At 71.3% G+C, this 15,840-nt stretch carries 13 protein-coding genes and 1 tRNA gene; 5 read left to right on the top strand and 9 right to left on the bottom strand.

Features of this window, described 5'->3' with window-relative positions:
* Nucleotides 1-109: 109 nt before the first annotated feature.
* Nucleotides 110-985, bottom strand: coding sequence for a hypothetical protein (locus KM933_RS05925; RefSeq protein ID WP_221348826.1), 876 nt, complete (start codon nucleotides 983-985; stop codon nucleotides 110-112).
* A gap of 223 nt (nucleotides 986-1,208) precedes the next feature.
* Between KM933_RS05925 and KM933_RS05920 the strand changes: the two genes are divergently transcribed.
* Nucleotides 1,209-1,664: an ATP-binding protein gene (locus tag KM933_RS05920; protein ID WP_221348824.1), complete on the top strand. Its 456-nt coding sequence runs from the start codon at nucleotides 1,209-1,211 to the stop codon at nucleotides 1,662-1,664.
* Between the two features lie 151 nt (nucleotides 1,665-1,815).
* Here the strand turns inward: KM933_RS05920 and KM933_RS05915 are convergent, their stop codons facing one another.
* The gene (locus tag KM933_RS05915) at nucleotides 1,816-3,303 is read right to left on the bottom strand and encodes an aminopeptidase P family protein (RefSeq protein WP_430727284.1); all 1,488 of its coding nucleotides are present in this window, start codon (nucleotides 3,301-3,303) and stop codon (nucleotides 1,816-1,818) included.
* 197 nt (nucleotides 3,304-3,500) lie between these two features.
* Nucleotides 3,501-4,895, bottom strand: coding sequence for a PP2C family protein-serine/threonine phosphatase (locus KM933_RS05910; RefSeq protein WP_260333097.1), 1,395 nt, complete (start codon nucleotides 4,893-4,895; stop codon nucleotides 3,501-3,503).
* Nucleotides 4,896-5,494: 599 nt separating this feature from the next.
* On the opposite strand from KM933_RS05910, the gene KM933_RS05905 reads away from it, so the two are divergent.
* Complete coding sequence (locus KM933_RS05905) at nucleotides 5,495-6,160, top strand: bifunctional DNA primase/polymerase (RefSeq protein ID WP_221348820.1); 666 nt, start codon at nucleotides 5,495-5,497, stop codon at nucleotides 6,158-6,160.
* A 56-nt stretch (nucleotides 6,161-6,216) separates the two neighbouring features.
* Nucleotides 6,217-7,023, top strand: a complete 807-nt coding sequence (locus tag KM933_RS39030; protein ID WP_260333096.1) for a hypothetical protein — start codon at nucleotides 6,217-6,219, stop codon at nucleotides 7,021-7,023.
* A 320-nt stretch (nucleotides 7,024-7,343) separates the two neighbouring features.
* On the opposite strand, the gene KM933_RS05895 is transcribed toward KM933_RS39030, so the two are convergent.
* The 3 genes from KM933_RS05895 to KM933_RS05885 form a co-directional block, all read right to left on the bottom strand.
* Entirely contained in the window at nucleotides 7,344-8,333 is a 990-nt protein-coding gene (locus tag KM933_RS05895) for a DUF5926 family protein (protein ID WP_221348818.1), read from the bottom strand.
* 110 nt (nucleotides 8,334-8,443) lie between these two features.
* Nucleotides 8,444-9,082 (bottom strand): ATP-binding protein, encoded by a 639-nt coding sequence (locus KM933_RS05890; protein WP_221348816.1) that lies wholly within the window; start codon nucleotides 9,080-9,082, stop codon nucleotides 8,444-8,446.
* A gap of 216 nt (nucleotides 9,083-9,298) precedes the next feature.
* The gene (locus KM933_RS05885) at nucleotides 9,299-10,111 is read right to left on the bottom strand and encodes a glycerophosphodiester phosphodiesterase (RefSeq protein ID WP_221348814.1); all 813 of its coding nucleotides are present in this window, start codon (nucleotides 10,109-10,111) and stop codon (nucleotides 9,299-9,301) included.
* 278 nt (nucleotides 10,112-10,389) lie between these two features.
* Between KM933_RS05885 and KM933_RS05880 the strand changes: the two genes are divergently transcribed.
* Entirely contained in the window at nucleotides 10,390-12,006 is a 1,617-nt protein-coding gene (locus tag KM933_RS05880) for a S1C family serine protease (protein WP_221348812.1), read from the top strand.
* 152 nt (nucleotides 12,007-12,158) lie between these two features.
* Here KM933_RS05880 and KM933_RS05875 read toward each other — a convergent pair whose 3' ends face one another.
* Nucleotides 12,159-13,505, bottom strand: a complete 1,347-nt coding sequence (locus KM933_RS05875) for an RAD23 family protein (protein WP_221348810.1) — start codon at nucleotides 13,503-13,505, stop codon at nucleotides 12,159-12,161.
* A gap of 469 nt (nucleotides 13,506-13,974) precedes the next feature.
* Here KM933_RS05875 and KM933_RS05870 point away from each other — a divergent pair.
* Nucleotides 13,975-14,061: transfer RNA gene (locus tag KM933_RS05870), tRNA-Ser, on the top strand.
* 135 nt (nucleotides 14,062-14,196) lie between these two features.
* Here the strand turns inward: KM933_RS05870 and KM933_RS05865 are convergent.
* Both KM933_RS05865 and KM933_RS05860 read right to left on the bottom strand, forming a co-directional pair.
* Nucleotides 14,197-15,573, bottom strand: a complete 1,377-nt coding sequence (locus KM933_RS05865; protein WP_221348808.1) for a tyrosine-type recombinase/integrase — start codon at nucleotides 15,571-15,573, stop codon at nucleotides 14,197-14,199.
* Nucleotides 15,574-15,641: 68 nt separating this feature from the next.
* Complete coding sequence (locus tag KM933_RS05860; protein ID WP_221348806.1) at nucleotides 15,642-15,827, bottom strand: helix-turn-helix transcriptional regulator; 186 nt, start codon at nucleotides 15,825-15,827, stop codon at nucleotides 15,642-15,644.
* Nucleotides 15,828-15,840 lie beyond the last annotated feature (13 nt).

Raw genomic sequence — 15,840 nt, 5'->3', positions numbered from 1 at the left:
AGCACGGGTTCGGTGAGGAACTGGGGGGTGCGCGCGTGGAAGAGCGGGCACGCGCGCGTGCCGCACGACGGCACCCCTGGAGTGAGTACGTCAGAAGTGGTGCGTCGTGTCAGGCGGCGAGGGTGAACGCCCGGCAGGCCGGCGGACCGCGCCGTACGACCGAGTGCTGGAGGGCGGTGGTCCGCAGGGCCGGTGGCCCGCTCTCCCGGGCGCGCGGGACGCCCGGCGCCGCCGGGGCCGCGCCGGGCAGGCCCGTCAGCAGGGCGCGTACGAGTGCCAGGGCCGCGCGCAGGGGGGTGAGCGCCTTCTCCGCGACGCCGTGCGCCGAGAGGCGCAGGAGGCGTCGCAGGGCGATGTCGCCCCGGCGCAGCAACCATCCGGTGGCGACGGCGGCGAGAACGTGACACAGGAGCATCGACAGCGACGGCAGCACCGCCGCCGGGGCCCCGGTGGCGGCCGACACGGCGTCCGCCTGCTGATGCAGGGCGTGTGCGCCGCCCGGACCCGCGCTGTTCGCACCGCCCACGCCACTCGGGCCGCTTACGCCACTCATGCCACCCGTGCCGACCTGTGCGTCGGCGAGGATCCGCTGCGCCTGGGCGGGGCTGAGGGTCGCGACGGACGCGCCGCACACCAGTCGCGCGGCCCGGGCCACCAGCGAGGCGTCCACGAGCGAGGCGTCCGTGCCCGCGGCGGCGGTGGCCGTCGTGCCGTGCTGCCCGAGTCCGAAGAGCGTGTGCAGCACCGTCTGGCCGGCCGCGAGGAGCGCGGTGATGCCCGGCAGCGAGCGCTCGCGCCCGGCGAGCGGCGCCGCGACGGCGAAGACGGTGAGGAAACCGGCGCCGAGGGACCAGAGCGGAACCGTCGCGCAGGAGGCGACCGAGTGACCGGCCGCGGCCAGCACGACGCAGACCGCGGCGAACACCGCGGCCCTCAGGACCCGGAGATCACCTCCGGTGCGCGCGTACTGGTGGGGGGCAGTCATGGCGGCCTCATCATCGCACTGGCCCGTCCCGGACCGTACGCCAGGTCCACAAGATGGCGTACGGTCCGGAAGATCACGTTCTGGTGCAGGACGACGCACATACACCGGCAGATGGCGCCCGCGCATCCCCCTTGTGGGCGGCTTCACGCCCACGGCACGCTTACTTCCGGTGCCCGGCGGCAATACGTAACGGTATGTCGAGCCGCGGCCAGGAGGCTGGCGCATGAGCATCTGGTGGTCTCTCCATCTCCGGCGTGAGGCGGCGAGTGTTCCGCTCGCCCGGCGCCTGCTGATCGGCACCATGGAGTCGGCGGGGGTGGACCCGGACATCTCCTACGACATCTCTGTCGCACTGAGTGAAGCCTGCGCCAACGCCGTCGAGCACGGGGGCGACCCGGTGACGGGGGAGCCCGCCGAGGCGTACCGGGTCACGGCCTATCTGGACGGCGAGAAGTGCCGGATCGAAGTGACCGACTCGGGCCCGGGATTCCCGTCGGGGCGGAGCCGCGCGCCCCTGCGGCCCGCCCGCACCGACGCGGAGCACGGCCGGGGCCTGGGACTGATCCAGGAACTCGCCGACCACGTCCACATCGGCAACAGCTCCGTCAGGGGCGGGGCCGTGGTCAGCTTCGACAAGATGCTCAAGTGGCGCGAGGGCGCCCCACTGCCGGCCGTCTGACGCCACTGCGCCGGTCCGTCCTGCCCGCCTCTCGCGGACGGAAGGACCACGGAACGCCCGCGAACGAGAAGGACGACGAAGCGAACGACGAAGCGAACGACGAAAAGAAGAAGGGCCGGGCACGCCCGTCGGCGCCCGGCCCCACTCCGCGTCAGCCCTTCAGCGACGCCATCCACGCCTCGACCTCGTCCGACCGGCGGGGAAGCGCGGCCGACAGGTTCCGGTTGCCGTCCTCCGTGACGAGGATGTCGTCCTCGATGCGGACCCCGATGCCCCGGTACTCCTCCGGCACGGTCAGGTCGTCCGCCTGGAAGTACAGCCCCGGCTCGACGGTCAGGCACATGCCCGGCTCCAGCGTGCCGTCCACGTACGTCTCCGTGCGGGCGACCGCGCAGTCGTGGACGTCCATGCCGAGCATGTGGCCGGTGCCGTGCAGCGTCCAGCGGCGCTGCAGCCCCAGCTCCAGGACCCGCTCGACCGGACCCTCGACGAGCCCCCACTCGACGAGCTTCTCGGCCAGCACCCGCTGGGAGGCGTCGTGGAAGTCCCGGTACTTGGCGCCGGGCCGCACGGCCGCTATGCCCGCCTCCTGGGACTCGTACACGGCGTCGTAGATCTTCTTCTGGATCCCCGAGTACGTGCCGTTGACCGGCAGCGTGCGCGTGACGTCGGCCGTGTAGAGCGTGTGGGTCTCCACGCCCGCGTCCAGCAGGAGCAGGTCCCCGGAGCGCACCGGGCCGTCGTTGCGCACCCAGTGCAGCGTGCACGCGTGCGGGCCCGCCGCGCAGATCGAGCCGTAGCCGATGTCGTTGCCCTCGACCCGCGCGCGCAGGAAGAACGTGCCCTCGATGTAGCGCTCGCTGGTCGCCTCGGCGCGGTCCAGGACCCGTACGACGTCCTCGAAGCCTCGCACGGTCGAGTCGACCGCCTTCTGCAGCTCGCCGACCTCGAACTCGTCCTTGACCAGGCGGGCCTCGGAGAGGAAGACCCGCAGTTCGGCGTCGCGCTCCGCGGTGACCTTGTCGGTGAGCGCCGCCTCGATGCCGGCGTCGTACCCGCGCACGACCCGGACCGGGCCGGTCGCCTCGCGCAACTTGTCGGGGAGCTCGCGGACGTCCGAGGCGGGGATGCCGTACAGCCGCTCGGCCTCCGTCAGGGAGTGGCGGCGGCCGACCCACAGCTCGCCCTGGCCGGAGAGCCAGAACTCGCCGTTCTCGCGGTCGGAGCGCGGCAGCAGGTAGATCGTGGCCTGGTGGCCGTCCGCGGTCGGCTCCAGCACCAGGACGCCGTCCTCGGTGAGGTTGCCGGTCAGGTACGCGTACTCGACCGAGGCGCGGAAGGGGTACTCCGTGTCGTTCGAGCGGGTCTTCAGGTTGCCCGCCGGAACGACGAGGCGCTCGCCCGGGAAGCGCGCGGAGAGCGCGGCACGGCGCGCGGCGGTGCGCGCGGCCTGCGCGATCGGCTCCAGGCCATGCAGCTCGGTGTCGGCCCAGCCGCTCTTCATGTTCTCGGCCAGCTCGTCCGACACGCCCGGGTACAGGCCGTTCTTGCGCTGCTTGATGGGCTCTTCTTCGTCCGCCTGGTCGGCGGCATCGTCAAGCACGGCTTCCGGGGTCTCCGGATTGAGCGCCTCCGACACGATCTGCCTCCTCGATACGACACTGGACGCAACCCATCGTACGGTCGTACGGAAGGGCGCCCGGGGCCGGAAGCCCCGATGACGTGCGGCTCGTCCGAGAGGCGCGCGCCTCCCTCGAACCACGCCGTGAACGGCCGACCCACTCGAACCGTGCCGTGAGCGTCCGTCTCACGTGAACCACGCCGTGAGCGTCCGGCTCACTCGAACCGTGCCGCGAGGAGCACCACGTCCTCCTCGCCGGCGGCGTTGTCGAGGTCGTTCGGCAGCATGGTTCCCAGGACGTGACCGGCGACGGCGCCCGGATCCGCGCGCAGCGCCCGGGGCACGCTCGCGGCGGCCGCGTGCAGTCGCGAGAACGCCCGGTCCATGGGATCGCCCGTACGGTGCAGCAGCCCGTCCGTGTAGAGCAGAACCGTCTCTCCTGGTTGCGCCCGGAACTCCACGCTGGGCGCCTCCCAGCAGGCGAGCATTCCCAGGGGCGCCGAGAGCGACGTTTCCACGTACTCGGTGCGCCGCTCGCCGATCACCAGCGGCGGACTGTGCCCGGCCCCGGCCAGCGTGATCTTGCGCAGGGCGGGCTCGCAGTACGCGAACAGGGCGGTGGCGGAGCGGGCCGGCTCGGTCAGCCGCAGCAGCAGTTCGAGGTCGGACAGGACGGCGACCGGATCCTCGCCCTCCATCACGGCGTAGGCCCGCAGTGAGGCCCGCAGCCGGCCCATCGCCGCGACGGCGCTGGGCCCCGCCCCGGTGACGGACCCGACCGCGAGGCCGAGCGCGGCGTCGGGCAGCGGCAGCGCGTCGTACCAGTCGCCGCCCCCGCGCGGCCCCGTACGGTGCCGGGCGGCGAGCTGGACCCCGGAGACGCGCGGCAGCCGGGAGGGCAGCAGTTCCTCGGAGAGCGTCGTCACGCGCGCGCGTGTGCGCTCCAGTTCCACCAGGCGGGTCAGGTGCTCGGCCGCGTACCCCGCGTAGAGGCCGGCCAGGTGGCGCTGCCGCTCGACCGGTTCGGCCGGTTCGTCGTAGAGCCACACCGCGGCGCCGAGGCGGGCCTCGGCCTGGGTGCGCAACGGCAGCGCGTAACTCGCGGCGTAGCCGAGCCGGACGGCCACCTCGCGGTGCCGGGGATCGAGCCCTTCCTCGGAGAGGAGGTCGGGCCGGGCGATCTCGCCCTCGCCGCCGGGGAGCCCGTCGAGGATCCTCCCGTACGACATGGAGCTGCGCGGGACGGTCTCGATGTGCCCCAGGTCCGCCCGGGCGAGCCCGAGTCCGGCCGTCGTGTCCGGTCCGAGCCCGTCGCCCGGTTCCAGCACCACGAAACCGCGCCGGGCGCCCATGAGGGAGGCGCCCGCGCGCAGCAGTTCCTGGAGCGCGTCCGCCAGGGAGGAGGTGCGGGCCAGACGCTCGGTGAGTTCGTGGAGGGTGGTGAGATCGGAGACCCAGCCCGCCAGCCTGTCCTGGAGAACGGCGCCCGGGGCGTGTGGAGGAGTGACGGACGGGGAACCCGGGGTGGCACGTGCCGGTGCGACAGTGTGTGCGGGTGACGGAACCGTTGAATCGATTCCGGCCACTTTCGGGAGGTGCGGGGCGTTCATGGCGTCCGGCTTTCCGACCGGTGCGTAGTGCTCGATAGCATCGCAAACCCCCATGTCATTCTGCGTCGCAGCAGTGTCTCCACATGTACACGCACTCGTAAGGAGATGTCCAGCATTGTCCTGCCGGGTTTCCCGGTGTCCGTGGAGCCGCTATGGAAAGGTAAAGTTGGCTTAAAACCGACTCCAGTCACGGCATATTGCGGTCGACTGGCGTTGTTCGACGGAGCGTCACAGCGGTCGTGGTGGGTACGTACTCGGTGAAGGCCAGGTGTGGTTGGGATCCTCCCGGAACCTGGCGACGGACCCGGGCGTCTTAACCACCGACGACCGTGCCCCATCCTCCCGTGGCGGAGGCGGCAAGAAGTACGCGGGACAGCAAACGCCATGCGCCGCCACCCCACGCCATGCCCGTGCTCGGAACGGACGCAGTGTGGACGCGGACGCAGCCGGCGCTCGGCCCACAGGGATTCCCCTTGTCCTTGTCCGGGGCGTCCTTGCCCGGGACGAAGGTGTGATGCGCCACCAGGTACGCACAGTGAAGTGATCGACACATGGTGTGATGTGGTTCCTCGGCGTTCAACGGAAAGGAACGAGCGCATATGCGCGAGATCCTCGGAAGGCGACGCAAACTCCTGTCCAGGCGAAACGACGGAAGGCCTGAGATGCTCAGCGCGGCCCTGACCTTCGCGACCGCCTGGCGGTGGCCCGTGCTCCCGGGCGTGGCCCCGGACCCGCAGGGGCGGGCCCGGTGCGCGTGCCCCGACCCGGAGTGCACGGTGCCGGGTGCCCACCCCTTCGACCCCGGCCTGCTCGCGGCCACCACCGATGAACGCATGGCGCGCTGGTGGTGGACGAACCGGCCGACGGCGCCGATCATCCTCGCCACCGGAGGAAGCGCCCCGTGCGCGGTGAGCCTGCCGGCTCCGGCCGCCGCGCGTGCGCTGACCGCGCTCGACCGCATGGGGATGCGCCTCGGTCCCGTGATCGCGTCCCCGACGCGCTGGGCGCTGCTCGTGAAGCCGTACTCCCTGGAGCAGCTGGGCGAGCTGCTCTACGCGAAGGACTACGTGCCTGGTTCGCTGCGCTTCCACGGCGAGGGCGGCTATGTGGCCCTGCCCCCGTCCGAGACCGGCCAGGGCGGGATCCGCTGGGAGCGGGCTCCACTGCCCGGTTCGGCCGCCCCCTGGGTGCCGGACGTGGAGGCCGTGGTGGACGCCGTCGTGGAGGCGCTCACTCGTACGGGTGTGAGCGCCCCCGAGTTGTAGGGGATTCGGGCGCGCGGCGAACCGCGCGCCCGCCCTCGCTCGTTATCGTCCCTCTCATGCTGCGCCACTCCGGGGGACGACTCCTGGACCCCCGAAAGATCCGCCCGCTGGTCCTGACGGGCACCTTCGTGCTCATGGCCGCGCTGCCGCTGGCCGTGGCCTCCGCGGGGCCGGTCTGGGACGAGGCCCCCGCCCCTGCCTCCGCCCCCGCCGATGCGCGCACCTCCGTACGTACGGACGTGAACACCTCCGCCCGTACGGTCGGGAGCGCCCCCGGGCACACCTACGGGCACACCTCCGACGGCGCCGTACGCGACGCGGGCCGCCGGGCCTCCGCCGGTGGCCGTGACTCCGGGGGACGTGGCTCCGAGGGGGCGCCCGTCTCCGGCCGGGAGGCAGGACACGACGACGGCGGAGAGGGCGTCCCGGCCCCCGCAGGGCCGGCTCCCGCAGGGCCGGCCCCCGCAGGGCCGGCTCCCGCCGGGGCCGGAAGCCCTCCGGCGCCGGGTGCGGCACCTGCCACCGCCGCCCGCTGCGGTCCCGAGGTCACCTCCCCCGTGGGCATCGAGGCGCAGACGTGTGTACTGACGCGGGGACGGGAGACCTGGGCACGCACCTATTACCGCAACGCGACCGGTGGCGCCCTCACGTCCGTACTGACGCTCATGGCGCCCGACGGCCGCACCGTGCGGATGCACTGCGCACTGGGCGCCGACGACGAGCCCGGGGCGTGCGAGACGCCGCGGCAGAACACCGCCGGCAAGGCGTCTGAACACACGGCGGTCGCCGAGTTCGCGGAAGGCGCCGGCAAGCCGCTGCTGCTGCGCTCGGGAAGCAACTCGCCGTCGCGGAACGGGCGTTGACTGCTTCGTTTTCGTTGACTGCTTCGTTGACCGTCTCGTCGACGACGTCCCCGCATCCGGGCGCGCATCTGCGCGGATATGCGCTCATGCGTCCGGGCATGAAAAGACCCGGTTGCTGGCGACGGGGGATGCACCAGCAACCGGGCTATTGGAACGGTAACAAGAGATCGGCTGTTCGCAAATTCGATCTCGGCTATTCAGACACCGATTCCCTTGTCATGAGCGGGAGTTGTGACAGGAGTCACCTGCATGGTGCACCTGTCCTACGCCCGTCCTCCGGCTGACCGACCGGTCAGCCGGAGCCGGGTGGACGCCGGGCGTCAGCTGAGGGTGACCTGACGGTTGGTGAGGCCGCCGCGGGCCCGGCGCTCGTCCGCGGTGAGCGGTGCGTCCGTGGCCAGCGCGGCGGAGAGCCGCTCGGCGAACTCCGACGCGGGCTTCTCGACGTCCTCCGCGGTGACACCGGTCGGCAGGTCCCACACCGGCACGGTGAGGCCGTGGGCGCGGAAGGAGCCCACCAGGCGGGTGCCCTCCCCGAGGCTCGACCCGCCCGCCGTGTGCAGCCGCGCGAGTGCGTCCAGAAGTTGCTCCTCGGGATGCGGCATGACCCAGCGCAGGTGGTTCTTGTCGGGCGTCTCGCACCAGTACGCCGCGTCCACGCCGGCGAGCCTCACCGTCGGGATGGCGGCGGCGTTGGCGCGCTCCAGGGAGGCGGTCACCTCCGTGGTCGCGTTCTGCGCGTCCGGGACCCAGAACTCGAAGCCCGAGTGCACAACTGGCTCGAACGCGCCTTCGGGGTCGAGGAGGTCCTGCAGCCGCACCCCGTCGCCCGGGGCGCGGCGGCCCTGCACGGGAGTGCCCGGCTCGGCCGTGAGCGCACGCTGGAGGGTGTCGGCCAGGTCGCGGCTGATGTCGCCGGACGCCGTGTCGTTCTGCAGGCCGATGAGGACCGAGCCGTCCTCGCGGCGCAGGGCCGGCCAGGCCATCGGCAGCACCGTCGCGAGCGTGACCGACGGGACGTCCTCCGGGAGAGGCTCCTTGAGGTGCAGCTCGACGGTGGCCGCGGGGACCAGCTCCCGCAGCGCGATCCAGTCGCCCTCGTTCGGCAGGCCCTCGAAGGGGCGCTGCACCAGTTCGGTCACGGCGTGCGCGGCGGCGCGTCCGTGACAGGCCTTGTAACGGCGGCCGCTGCCGCAGGGGCAGGACTCGCGTGCCCCGACCACCGGCACGTGTCCGTCGGCGCCGGCGGCGCGGGCCCCATCCTTCGGCTGCGGCCGCTTGGCCTTCGTCTGGGGTCGCTTCTTGGCCATCGTGGATGTCTCCCGGTTACGGCTCGACTCGTACGGGCGCGAGCCTAGCCGCTCGTACGAGGCCCCATGGGACCCTGTGACTGTTCTTCGGCCCGCTGCCGTGGCCCGTTTCAGTCCAGGCCGTCGAAGACGTCCGCGAAGCCCAGGTCGGACACCGCAGACACCGCAGACACCGCCGGAGCCGTGGCCCGTGCGGCGAAGTCCTTGCGACGGCGTACGGGCCGCGCGTCCTTGTGTACGACCGCCCACACCGTGACCTCGCCGCGGGTGTCGTCCCTGACCCCCCAGTCGTCGGCCAGTGCCGTGATGATGTTCAGTCCGCGGCCGCCGTGGGCGGTGACCGAGGGGGTGGCCGGAGCCGGACGGGTGGGACCGCCGCCGTCCGTCACCTCGACGGTCAGCCTGCCGGTCGGTTCGACGTGCCAGGCGGCCCGGACGTCCCCGTCCCCGGCCGGCGCGTCACCCAGCGGCCTGCCGTGCCGGCAGGCATTGCTCAATAGTTCGGAAAGGATCAATACGGCATCGTCGATGACCGTTTCCGCAACGCCTCCGGTGCGTAGTTGATCTCGCATCCGGTGTCGCGCCTCGCCCACGCCCGCAGGGCCATGGGGTACGGCCATGCTCGACGACGCGGGCACTTCCTGTGCCACCACCAACGCCACCCCCGAGACCTCCTTCGCCCCACGCCACGGTGTGGATGCCCTCCCGGACTGGGCCGGAAACCGGCCGTTGCGCGGGCGGTGACGCATTCGCAACGATCGAATACGGACCGAACGCGCCGGAGCACTCCCTGTAGTCGAGCGGCTCGAAAGTGGTGGTATGGCCTGAAAGGGACCTCGTGTGGGCGGTGTGTGGGCTCTCCGTGAACCCTCTGTGAACCGCCCGCGGGCGGTGGGCGCGGTGGGTGCGATTGGTGCGGGATCTGCGGGATCTGCGGGACCTGCGGGATCCGGGCGGCGGAGGTGTCAGCGGCCCAGCTGGTGCAGCACCGCGCGCGGGCGGTTGGTGATGATGGCGTCGACGCCCAGTCCGACGCACAGGTCGACGTCCCGGGACTCGTTCACCGTCCACACGTGGACCTGGTGACCGGCGCCCTTCAGGCGCTCGATGTACGCCGGTTGACTGCGTGCGATCCGCAAGGAGGGGCCGGCGATGCGCACACCCGGGGGCAGTCGTCCGTCGCGCAGCCGCGGGGAGACGAACTGCAGCAGGTAGACCGTCGGCAGCGTCGGGGACGCGGCGCGGACGCGCTGCAGGGAGCGCGCCGAGAAACTCATGACGCGTACGGGCGACTCCTCGGGTGAGGGCGGCGCGTCGAGGCCGAAGCGCTTGAGGAGGGCGAGCAGGCGCTCCTCGACCTGGCCCGCCCAGCGGGTCGGGTGCTTCGTCTCGACGGCCAGCCGTACGGGGCGGCCGGCGTCGACCACGAGTTCGAGCAGGCGCTCCAGTGTGAGGACGGACTGCTGCTCCCAGGAGGGGGGTCGCTGCTGTTCCCAGTCGGGCGCTTCGTCGCGGTTCTTCCAGGAGCCGAAGTCCAGGGCGGCGAGATCCGCGAGCTCCAGGGCCGAGACGGCGCCGCGGCCGTTCGAGGTGCGGTTGACGCGACGGTCGTGGACGCAGACGAGATGCCCGTCCGCGGTCAGCCGTACATCGCACTCCAGGGCGTCGGCCCCGTCCTCGATCGCCTTCTCGTACGCGGCCAGGGTGTGCTCGGGGGCCTCTTCGGAGGCCCCGCGGTGGGCGACGACCTGAGGCGGGTGCTGTCGTGCGTGGGTCACCGCGTCATGGTGTCACCGCACGTGGGTACGCGTACGGTCGACGCCGCGGAACACACAGTCCTTTCGTCCGACCTGTCCTATATAAGCAAAGACCGTGGAGTCACAGGTGCCGCTTATGGCGCCCTGACGTCCCGTGGGAAAAGCTGACGGCATACAAAAGCACCTGCACAACTGAATCGTGCCGGATCCGCACACGCGTGAGTGCAGTCTTGAATAGACGCGATCGAATGTGACTGGATGCGAACTTACTGAACAGTCGTGGATCGAGAGGAAGAGCTGTGAGCACCGAGAACGAGGGCACTGCAGTACCCCCGGCCCCGTCTGCACCTCCCGTGCCGGTGGACACTCCCGCTGCTTCCGTGCCTCCGGAACAGGCGGCCGCACCGGGGGCCGGCCCGGCGGGTCCCCATCAGGGCACGGCCCACCCGCAGGGTCCGGGTCCCTTCCAGGGAGACACGCCGACGACCACGTTGACCCCGGTGAACCCCGAGGCTCCCCAGGGTGCCGCCCCCGCTCCCGAGGCGGGCTCGTGGCCGCCGCCTCCGCCGCCGGCCGCGCCTTCGTACGGAGGCGGCGGCGGGACCGCTCCCGGTGTGTACGCGGCTGCCGGAACCAGCGGTGCTCCCGGTGCGTACGCGGCGACCGGGGGTGAAGGAGGCTCCGGACCGTACGGCGCAGGGAACGAGGGCGGTTCCGGACCGTACGGGTCCGGGGGCGAAGGCGGTTCCGGGGACGTGTGGGGCTCCTCGTACCGGCAGCCCGCGCCCGGGCCGAAGTCCGGCGGGCGCGGCGGTCTGATCGCCGGGGTCCTGGTGGCCGCGCTGGTCGCGGGCGGTGTGGGCGGCGGCGTCGGCTACTGGGCGGCGGACCGCAACGACTCCTCGGGTTCGACGACGGTCTCCGCGTCCGACAGCGGCGGCGACCTCAAGCGCGACGCGGGCACGGCCGCGGGCGTGGCCGCCACGGCCCTGCCGAGCACCGTCACCATCGAGGCGGAGGGCAGCAACGGCGAGGGCGGCACCGGTACCGGCTTCGTCTTCGACAAGCAGGGCCACATCCTCACCAACAACCATGTGGTGGCCGAGGCGGTCGAGAGCGGAAAGCTGTCGGCCACGTTCTCGAACGGCAAGAAGTACGACGCCGAAGTGGTCGGCAACGCCCAGGGCTACGACGTCGCGGTGATCAAGCTCAAGAGCGCGCCGGCCGACCTCAAGCCGCTGCCGCTCGGCAACTCGGACAAGATCGCGGTCGGCGACTCGACCATTGCGATCGGTGCCCCGTTCGGGCTCTCGAACACGGTGACCACGGGCATCATCAGCGCCAAGAACCGTCCGGTGGCGTCCAGCGACGGCAGTTCGAGCAGCAAGGCCTCGTACATGAGCGCCCTGCAGACCGACGCCTCGATCAACCCGGGCAACTCCGGCGGCCCGCTGCTGGACGCCAAGGGTGCGGTGATCGGTATCAACTCGGCGATCCAGTCCACGGGCGGCGGGCTGGGCGGTACGAGCCAGTCCGGCTCCATCGGCCTGGGCTTCGCGATCCCGATCAACCAGGCGAAGATCGTCGCTCAGCAGCTCATCAAGACCGGCGAACCCGTCTACCCGGTCATCGGAGCCTCCGTCTCCCTGGAGGAGGGCACGGGCGGCGCGAAGATCAGCGAAGAGGGCGCGAGCGGCTCCGAGGCGGTCACGCCGAACGGACCCGCCGACAAGGGCGGCCTCAAGCCCGGCGACGTCATCACCAAGCTCGACGACCGTGTGATCGACAGCGGACCCACCCTCATCGGCGAGATCTGGACCCACCAGCCCGGCGACACCGTCAAGCTCACGTACACCCGCGACGGCAAGCAGCGGACGGCCGAGGTCACCCTGGGCCAGCGCGAGGGCGACAGCTGATCCACTGTCCCCGTCCCCGTCCCCGTCCCCGTCTCCGTCCCTCCGCTCCGGCCTTTCGGCGGCGTGGGTGGGCGGTGCGGTGCGGAGCCGTCCTGCGGTGACCGCGGCACCCGTGGTGACGGTGGTGCACCCCGCACGTGATCACCAGGGTTTCAGGAGCGTTCGCGGGCGGCCGGACTGTTCAGGCAGAGAGCGATGTTGCGGACCGCGGCGGTGAGTTCCTCGATCACCCGGGCCGCCTGCTCCGCGTTGTGGAAGGCCGGGCGCTCCGCCAGGACCAGGCCGAGTTCCTGCGCGGACCGGAGGACCGGTCCGACGCTCTCGGCGTAGGACGAGGCAGTGGGCAGGCCATTGGGTGGGGCTGCGGGCGGGGCGGTGGGCGCGGGCGCCTCGGCCGTGGAGGCGGGAGGCCCCGGTGCCTCCGGCGCCATCGGCTCCGCCGCGGGTGCGCCGGAGGTCGCGGACGCCGGCCGGGGCGCCGGTTCGAGCACGACCGCCGTCGGCGCCGACGGCGGGCCGGCTGCCGGCGTACCGGACTCCGGCTCCCCCCGGTGCCTGTCGAAGGAGGTGCGCAGGACACTGAGGTCACCGGTCGTGGAGGCGCATTCCTCCTGCCCCGGCCGCGACGGCACGGACGGCACGGACGGCATGGACGACGCAGACGACGCGGACGACGCGGTACGGGGATCCTGGCCCACCCGCCGGACCTGCGTGAGCATGTCCTGCGCGTGCCGTGTGCGGGGGAGGACGAAGTGCTCGAAGCCCGGGAACTCGGAAGCCGAGGAGGACACGGGGGAGGGCGCGGAGGGACGCGGGCTGTACTCGGTCTGCCACTGCATGCGGTAGCAGTCGACCTGGTCGCTGCAGGAGGTGCGGGCGTGGAAGACGGCGGTGTCCTCCCCCAGGTCCGGGTACCAGAGGTTCGGGCCCGGGAAGCGCACGGTCCGCACCCGCGGTTTGATCGGCTCGGCGCACCCCATGCAGCAGTCCTCCGGCACCATGAGGGGGATGCCACCGTTCTGCTCGGGCCAGCGGGGGCCGCCCTCCCAGCGGTACTCCCCGTGACGGCACGGCGGCAGCTCGCCGCAGGCGTGGCAGACGGCATAGTGCTCGGGGAGGACCCGCCAGTCGTGGCTGGCGGGAGCGCACCAGTGCTTCGGTGTGGAGCGGGGCAGGTTCTCGTTGCGCAGCACCAGCACCACCGGACGCTTGTAGAACTCGGCCCGCTCGGGGGCCGGTTTGGCCGTCTGGTTGTTGGCCCGTCGCAGTTCGTTGGCGTGCCACCACAGTTCCACGTGGTCGCGCCAGGCCTTCTCGTAGGAGTCCGGCCACCGGTCGTTCGGGTAGCCGTCGATCTCCAGGATTCGCCACGCCTGCCGGTCGAGTACCACAACGGAGCCGGCCTGCAGCCGCATGTGCGTTCCGTTGTCCCCCTCGTCCGGCCAGTCGTGCCGGCCGATACGGGTGGTCTGGTCTGGGAGCCACCTGCGCATCTGCATGTCATGCTCCTCGGCAACGAAACTTCATAGTTTCAACTGGGGCAGTGGGCAACATTCTGGGCAATAAGGGCGTTTAGGCCGGTGTAGACACGCGCACGCCGCTGATCGAAGGTGATCGGAAACGCCCTCCATGTCGCCACTTCCTTTCGCGCAAGCCTTTGTCAGCAGGCTTTTTCCGGCTTCCGGCCGACGTCGGCCCCGGTTCTCGGCAGTGCTTCAGGAGAGGGCTCCGTACCCCGGCCACCGAATCCAACGCTCACCCGTACGTGTGATGACGCTCGGATCACCGGCACTCCGTACGTGTGGATCGCCCCGTGTGTCCGACGCCGTTGTGTCCTGCGACGGCACGTGGACGAGTCCGGAGAGTGGTATCGGGACGGGCGCCGGGGTCCACCCGTGGACCGTCATCCCGAGACGGGGGCCGGGGCCGGTAGTCTGTACCCGCTTCGTCCCAGGCGGGACGGGCCCAGGTGGGTTGCCCGAGCGGCCTAAGGGAACGGTCTTGAAAACCGTCGTCGCAGCGATGTGACCGTGGGTTCAAATCCCACACCCACCGCGCAGGTCAGACGTTGTGCAGGTCAGAAGGGGTGCCACTCTCCGGAGCGGCACCCCTTCTGTGTGACCTTGTCTCACCCTGATTCGGTGGTATCCCACTCCTGACCAGCGCGTGCGGCCAACCTGCGGCCAGGATTCAGGGCCCCTCGGCTCCCTCTCCGTGCTCCGCCAACCCCTGCTCGATCAGGGCGTTCATCTTCGATTCCTCGCCGTCCAGCACCTTGGCGTAGTAGCGCTGGAGGACGGCGACGCTCTGTCCCGCGCGCCGTGCCGTCTCGGCGAGGCTCACCCCTGAGCGGAGCCAGAACGACACACAGGCGTGCCGTAGGTCGTACGGAATGGCGGCCAGCGGAGAGGCCACCTGCGCGGCGGTGAGCGCCTTCCTGCGAGCCTCCTTCCACACCGCGCCGTACTCCTGCGAGCGGACCGGGCCGCCCCGTACCGCGCTGAACAGTTGGCTACCGGCCGTGGTGCCGAACGTCTTGATGTGCGTCCGCAGGATGGCGACCAGGACCGGCGGAATGGGAACGGGCCGAACCGCGCGGAGGGCTCGGTGCTTCAGTTGCCGTTCCTCGTACGGCTTGCCGTCGTCGGTCCAGGCGGAACCCACCTGCGGGCGGGCGCCGGCGAGCATGAGCCGCCCCCATCCCTCGTCGGGCAGTTCACACTGGTCCGGACTCAGCATGGACACTTCCTCGGGTCGCATCGCGGCGTAGTAGATGCAGGCGAAGAACGCGACCAGGTGAGCACCGCGCGGACCCTGCGCGCGGACGGCGTCCAGCAGCGCCCGCGCTTGGGCGGGTGTGGCAACGCTGCGTACGTCCAGCTCTTCCACGGTTTTGGGGGTCTCCCAGTGCACCCGAAGCAAGGGATTGCCGGGCAGCAACTCGTGTTCGACGGCCAGACGGAGGCAATTGCTCAGCACCGCACGGCGGCGCCGAAAGGTGTTCGCTGCGGCTGGCTTTCCGTCCTGCCGCTTGGCCAGGTGTTCCAGCACGGTGCGCACGCGCTTGGCGTTGTCCAGGTCGACCACGGCCGGCGCATTGCGCTCTACCCATGCCAGGGCTCCGGCCTCCGCTTCCGGAGGGTCCTGGTCATGACGACCGGCATTGAACCCCCACTGATAGAGGGCGCGGCGCAGCAACTCGTCTTCCGGGCGCCCGCGGCCCGCAGGGCACAACGCCATCGTGGCGATGGTCAGGCTCTCCGCGATGCTCGCCCGGTGCTTCGCTGCCGCTGTCGGCCACTTCCGGGCGGCGTGAGCACGCGCGTGGGCGTACCAGCTCGTGCGGTTGCGCTCACGCACCTCGGAGACGGGGAGCCCGGTCTCTGCATCGAATGGCTCGCCCTTCCGGGTAGCCGTCAGGAGCTCCGCCCGGCGGGCGTCCGCGAGCGTCTTGGTCGTGAACCTCTCCTGAAACTCCGTCCCATCCACCTGCCAGCGAAGTTGGAACGGAGCTGCCTTGCTGGGGCGTTTCCGCACGCTCCAAAGGCGCACGTCGTAGCTGTGCATTGATCTCCCTCACACGGAAGGAGGGGCCCCGCCGATCAGTCGGCGGGGCCCCTCCGGGGCGGTCTAGTTCAGACGCTCATCTCGTGCTTCGCCCACCACGCGTCAAGGTCGCTCCTTCGGCAGCGGAGTTGCCCGTTGGGGAGCTTGATGAGCTTGGGAGCCTTGCCGCGGGCGCGCATCCGGTAGAACGCGGCGCGGCTCATCTTGATCTCTTTGAGGACTTCGCGGAGTTCGAGCTTCTCGGTGCTGGGCAAGGCCGTGACTCCT

It is taken from the genome of Streptomyces beigongshangae (genome assembly GCF_019710745.1).
Lineage (GTDB): Bacteria > Actinomycetota > Actinomycetes > Streptomycetales > Streptomycetaceae > Streptomyces > Streptomyces beigongshangae.
The sequence above is the reverse complement of the archived record's forward strand: the minus strand, read 5'-3'. Positions and strand labels throughout refer to the sequence as shown.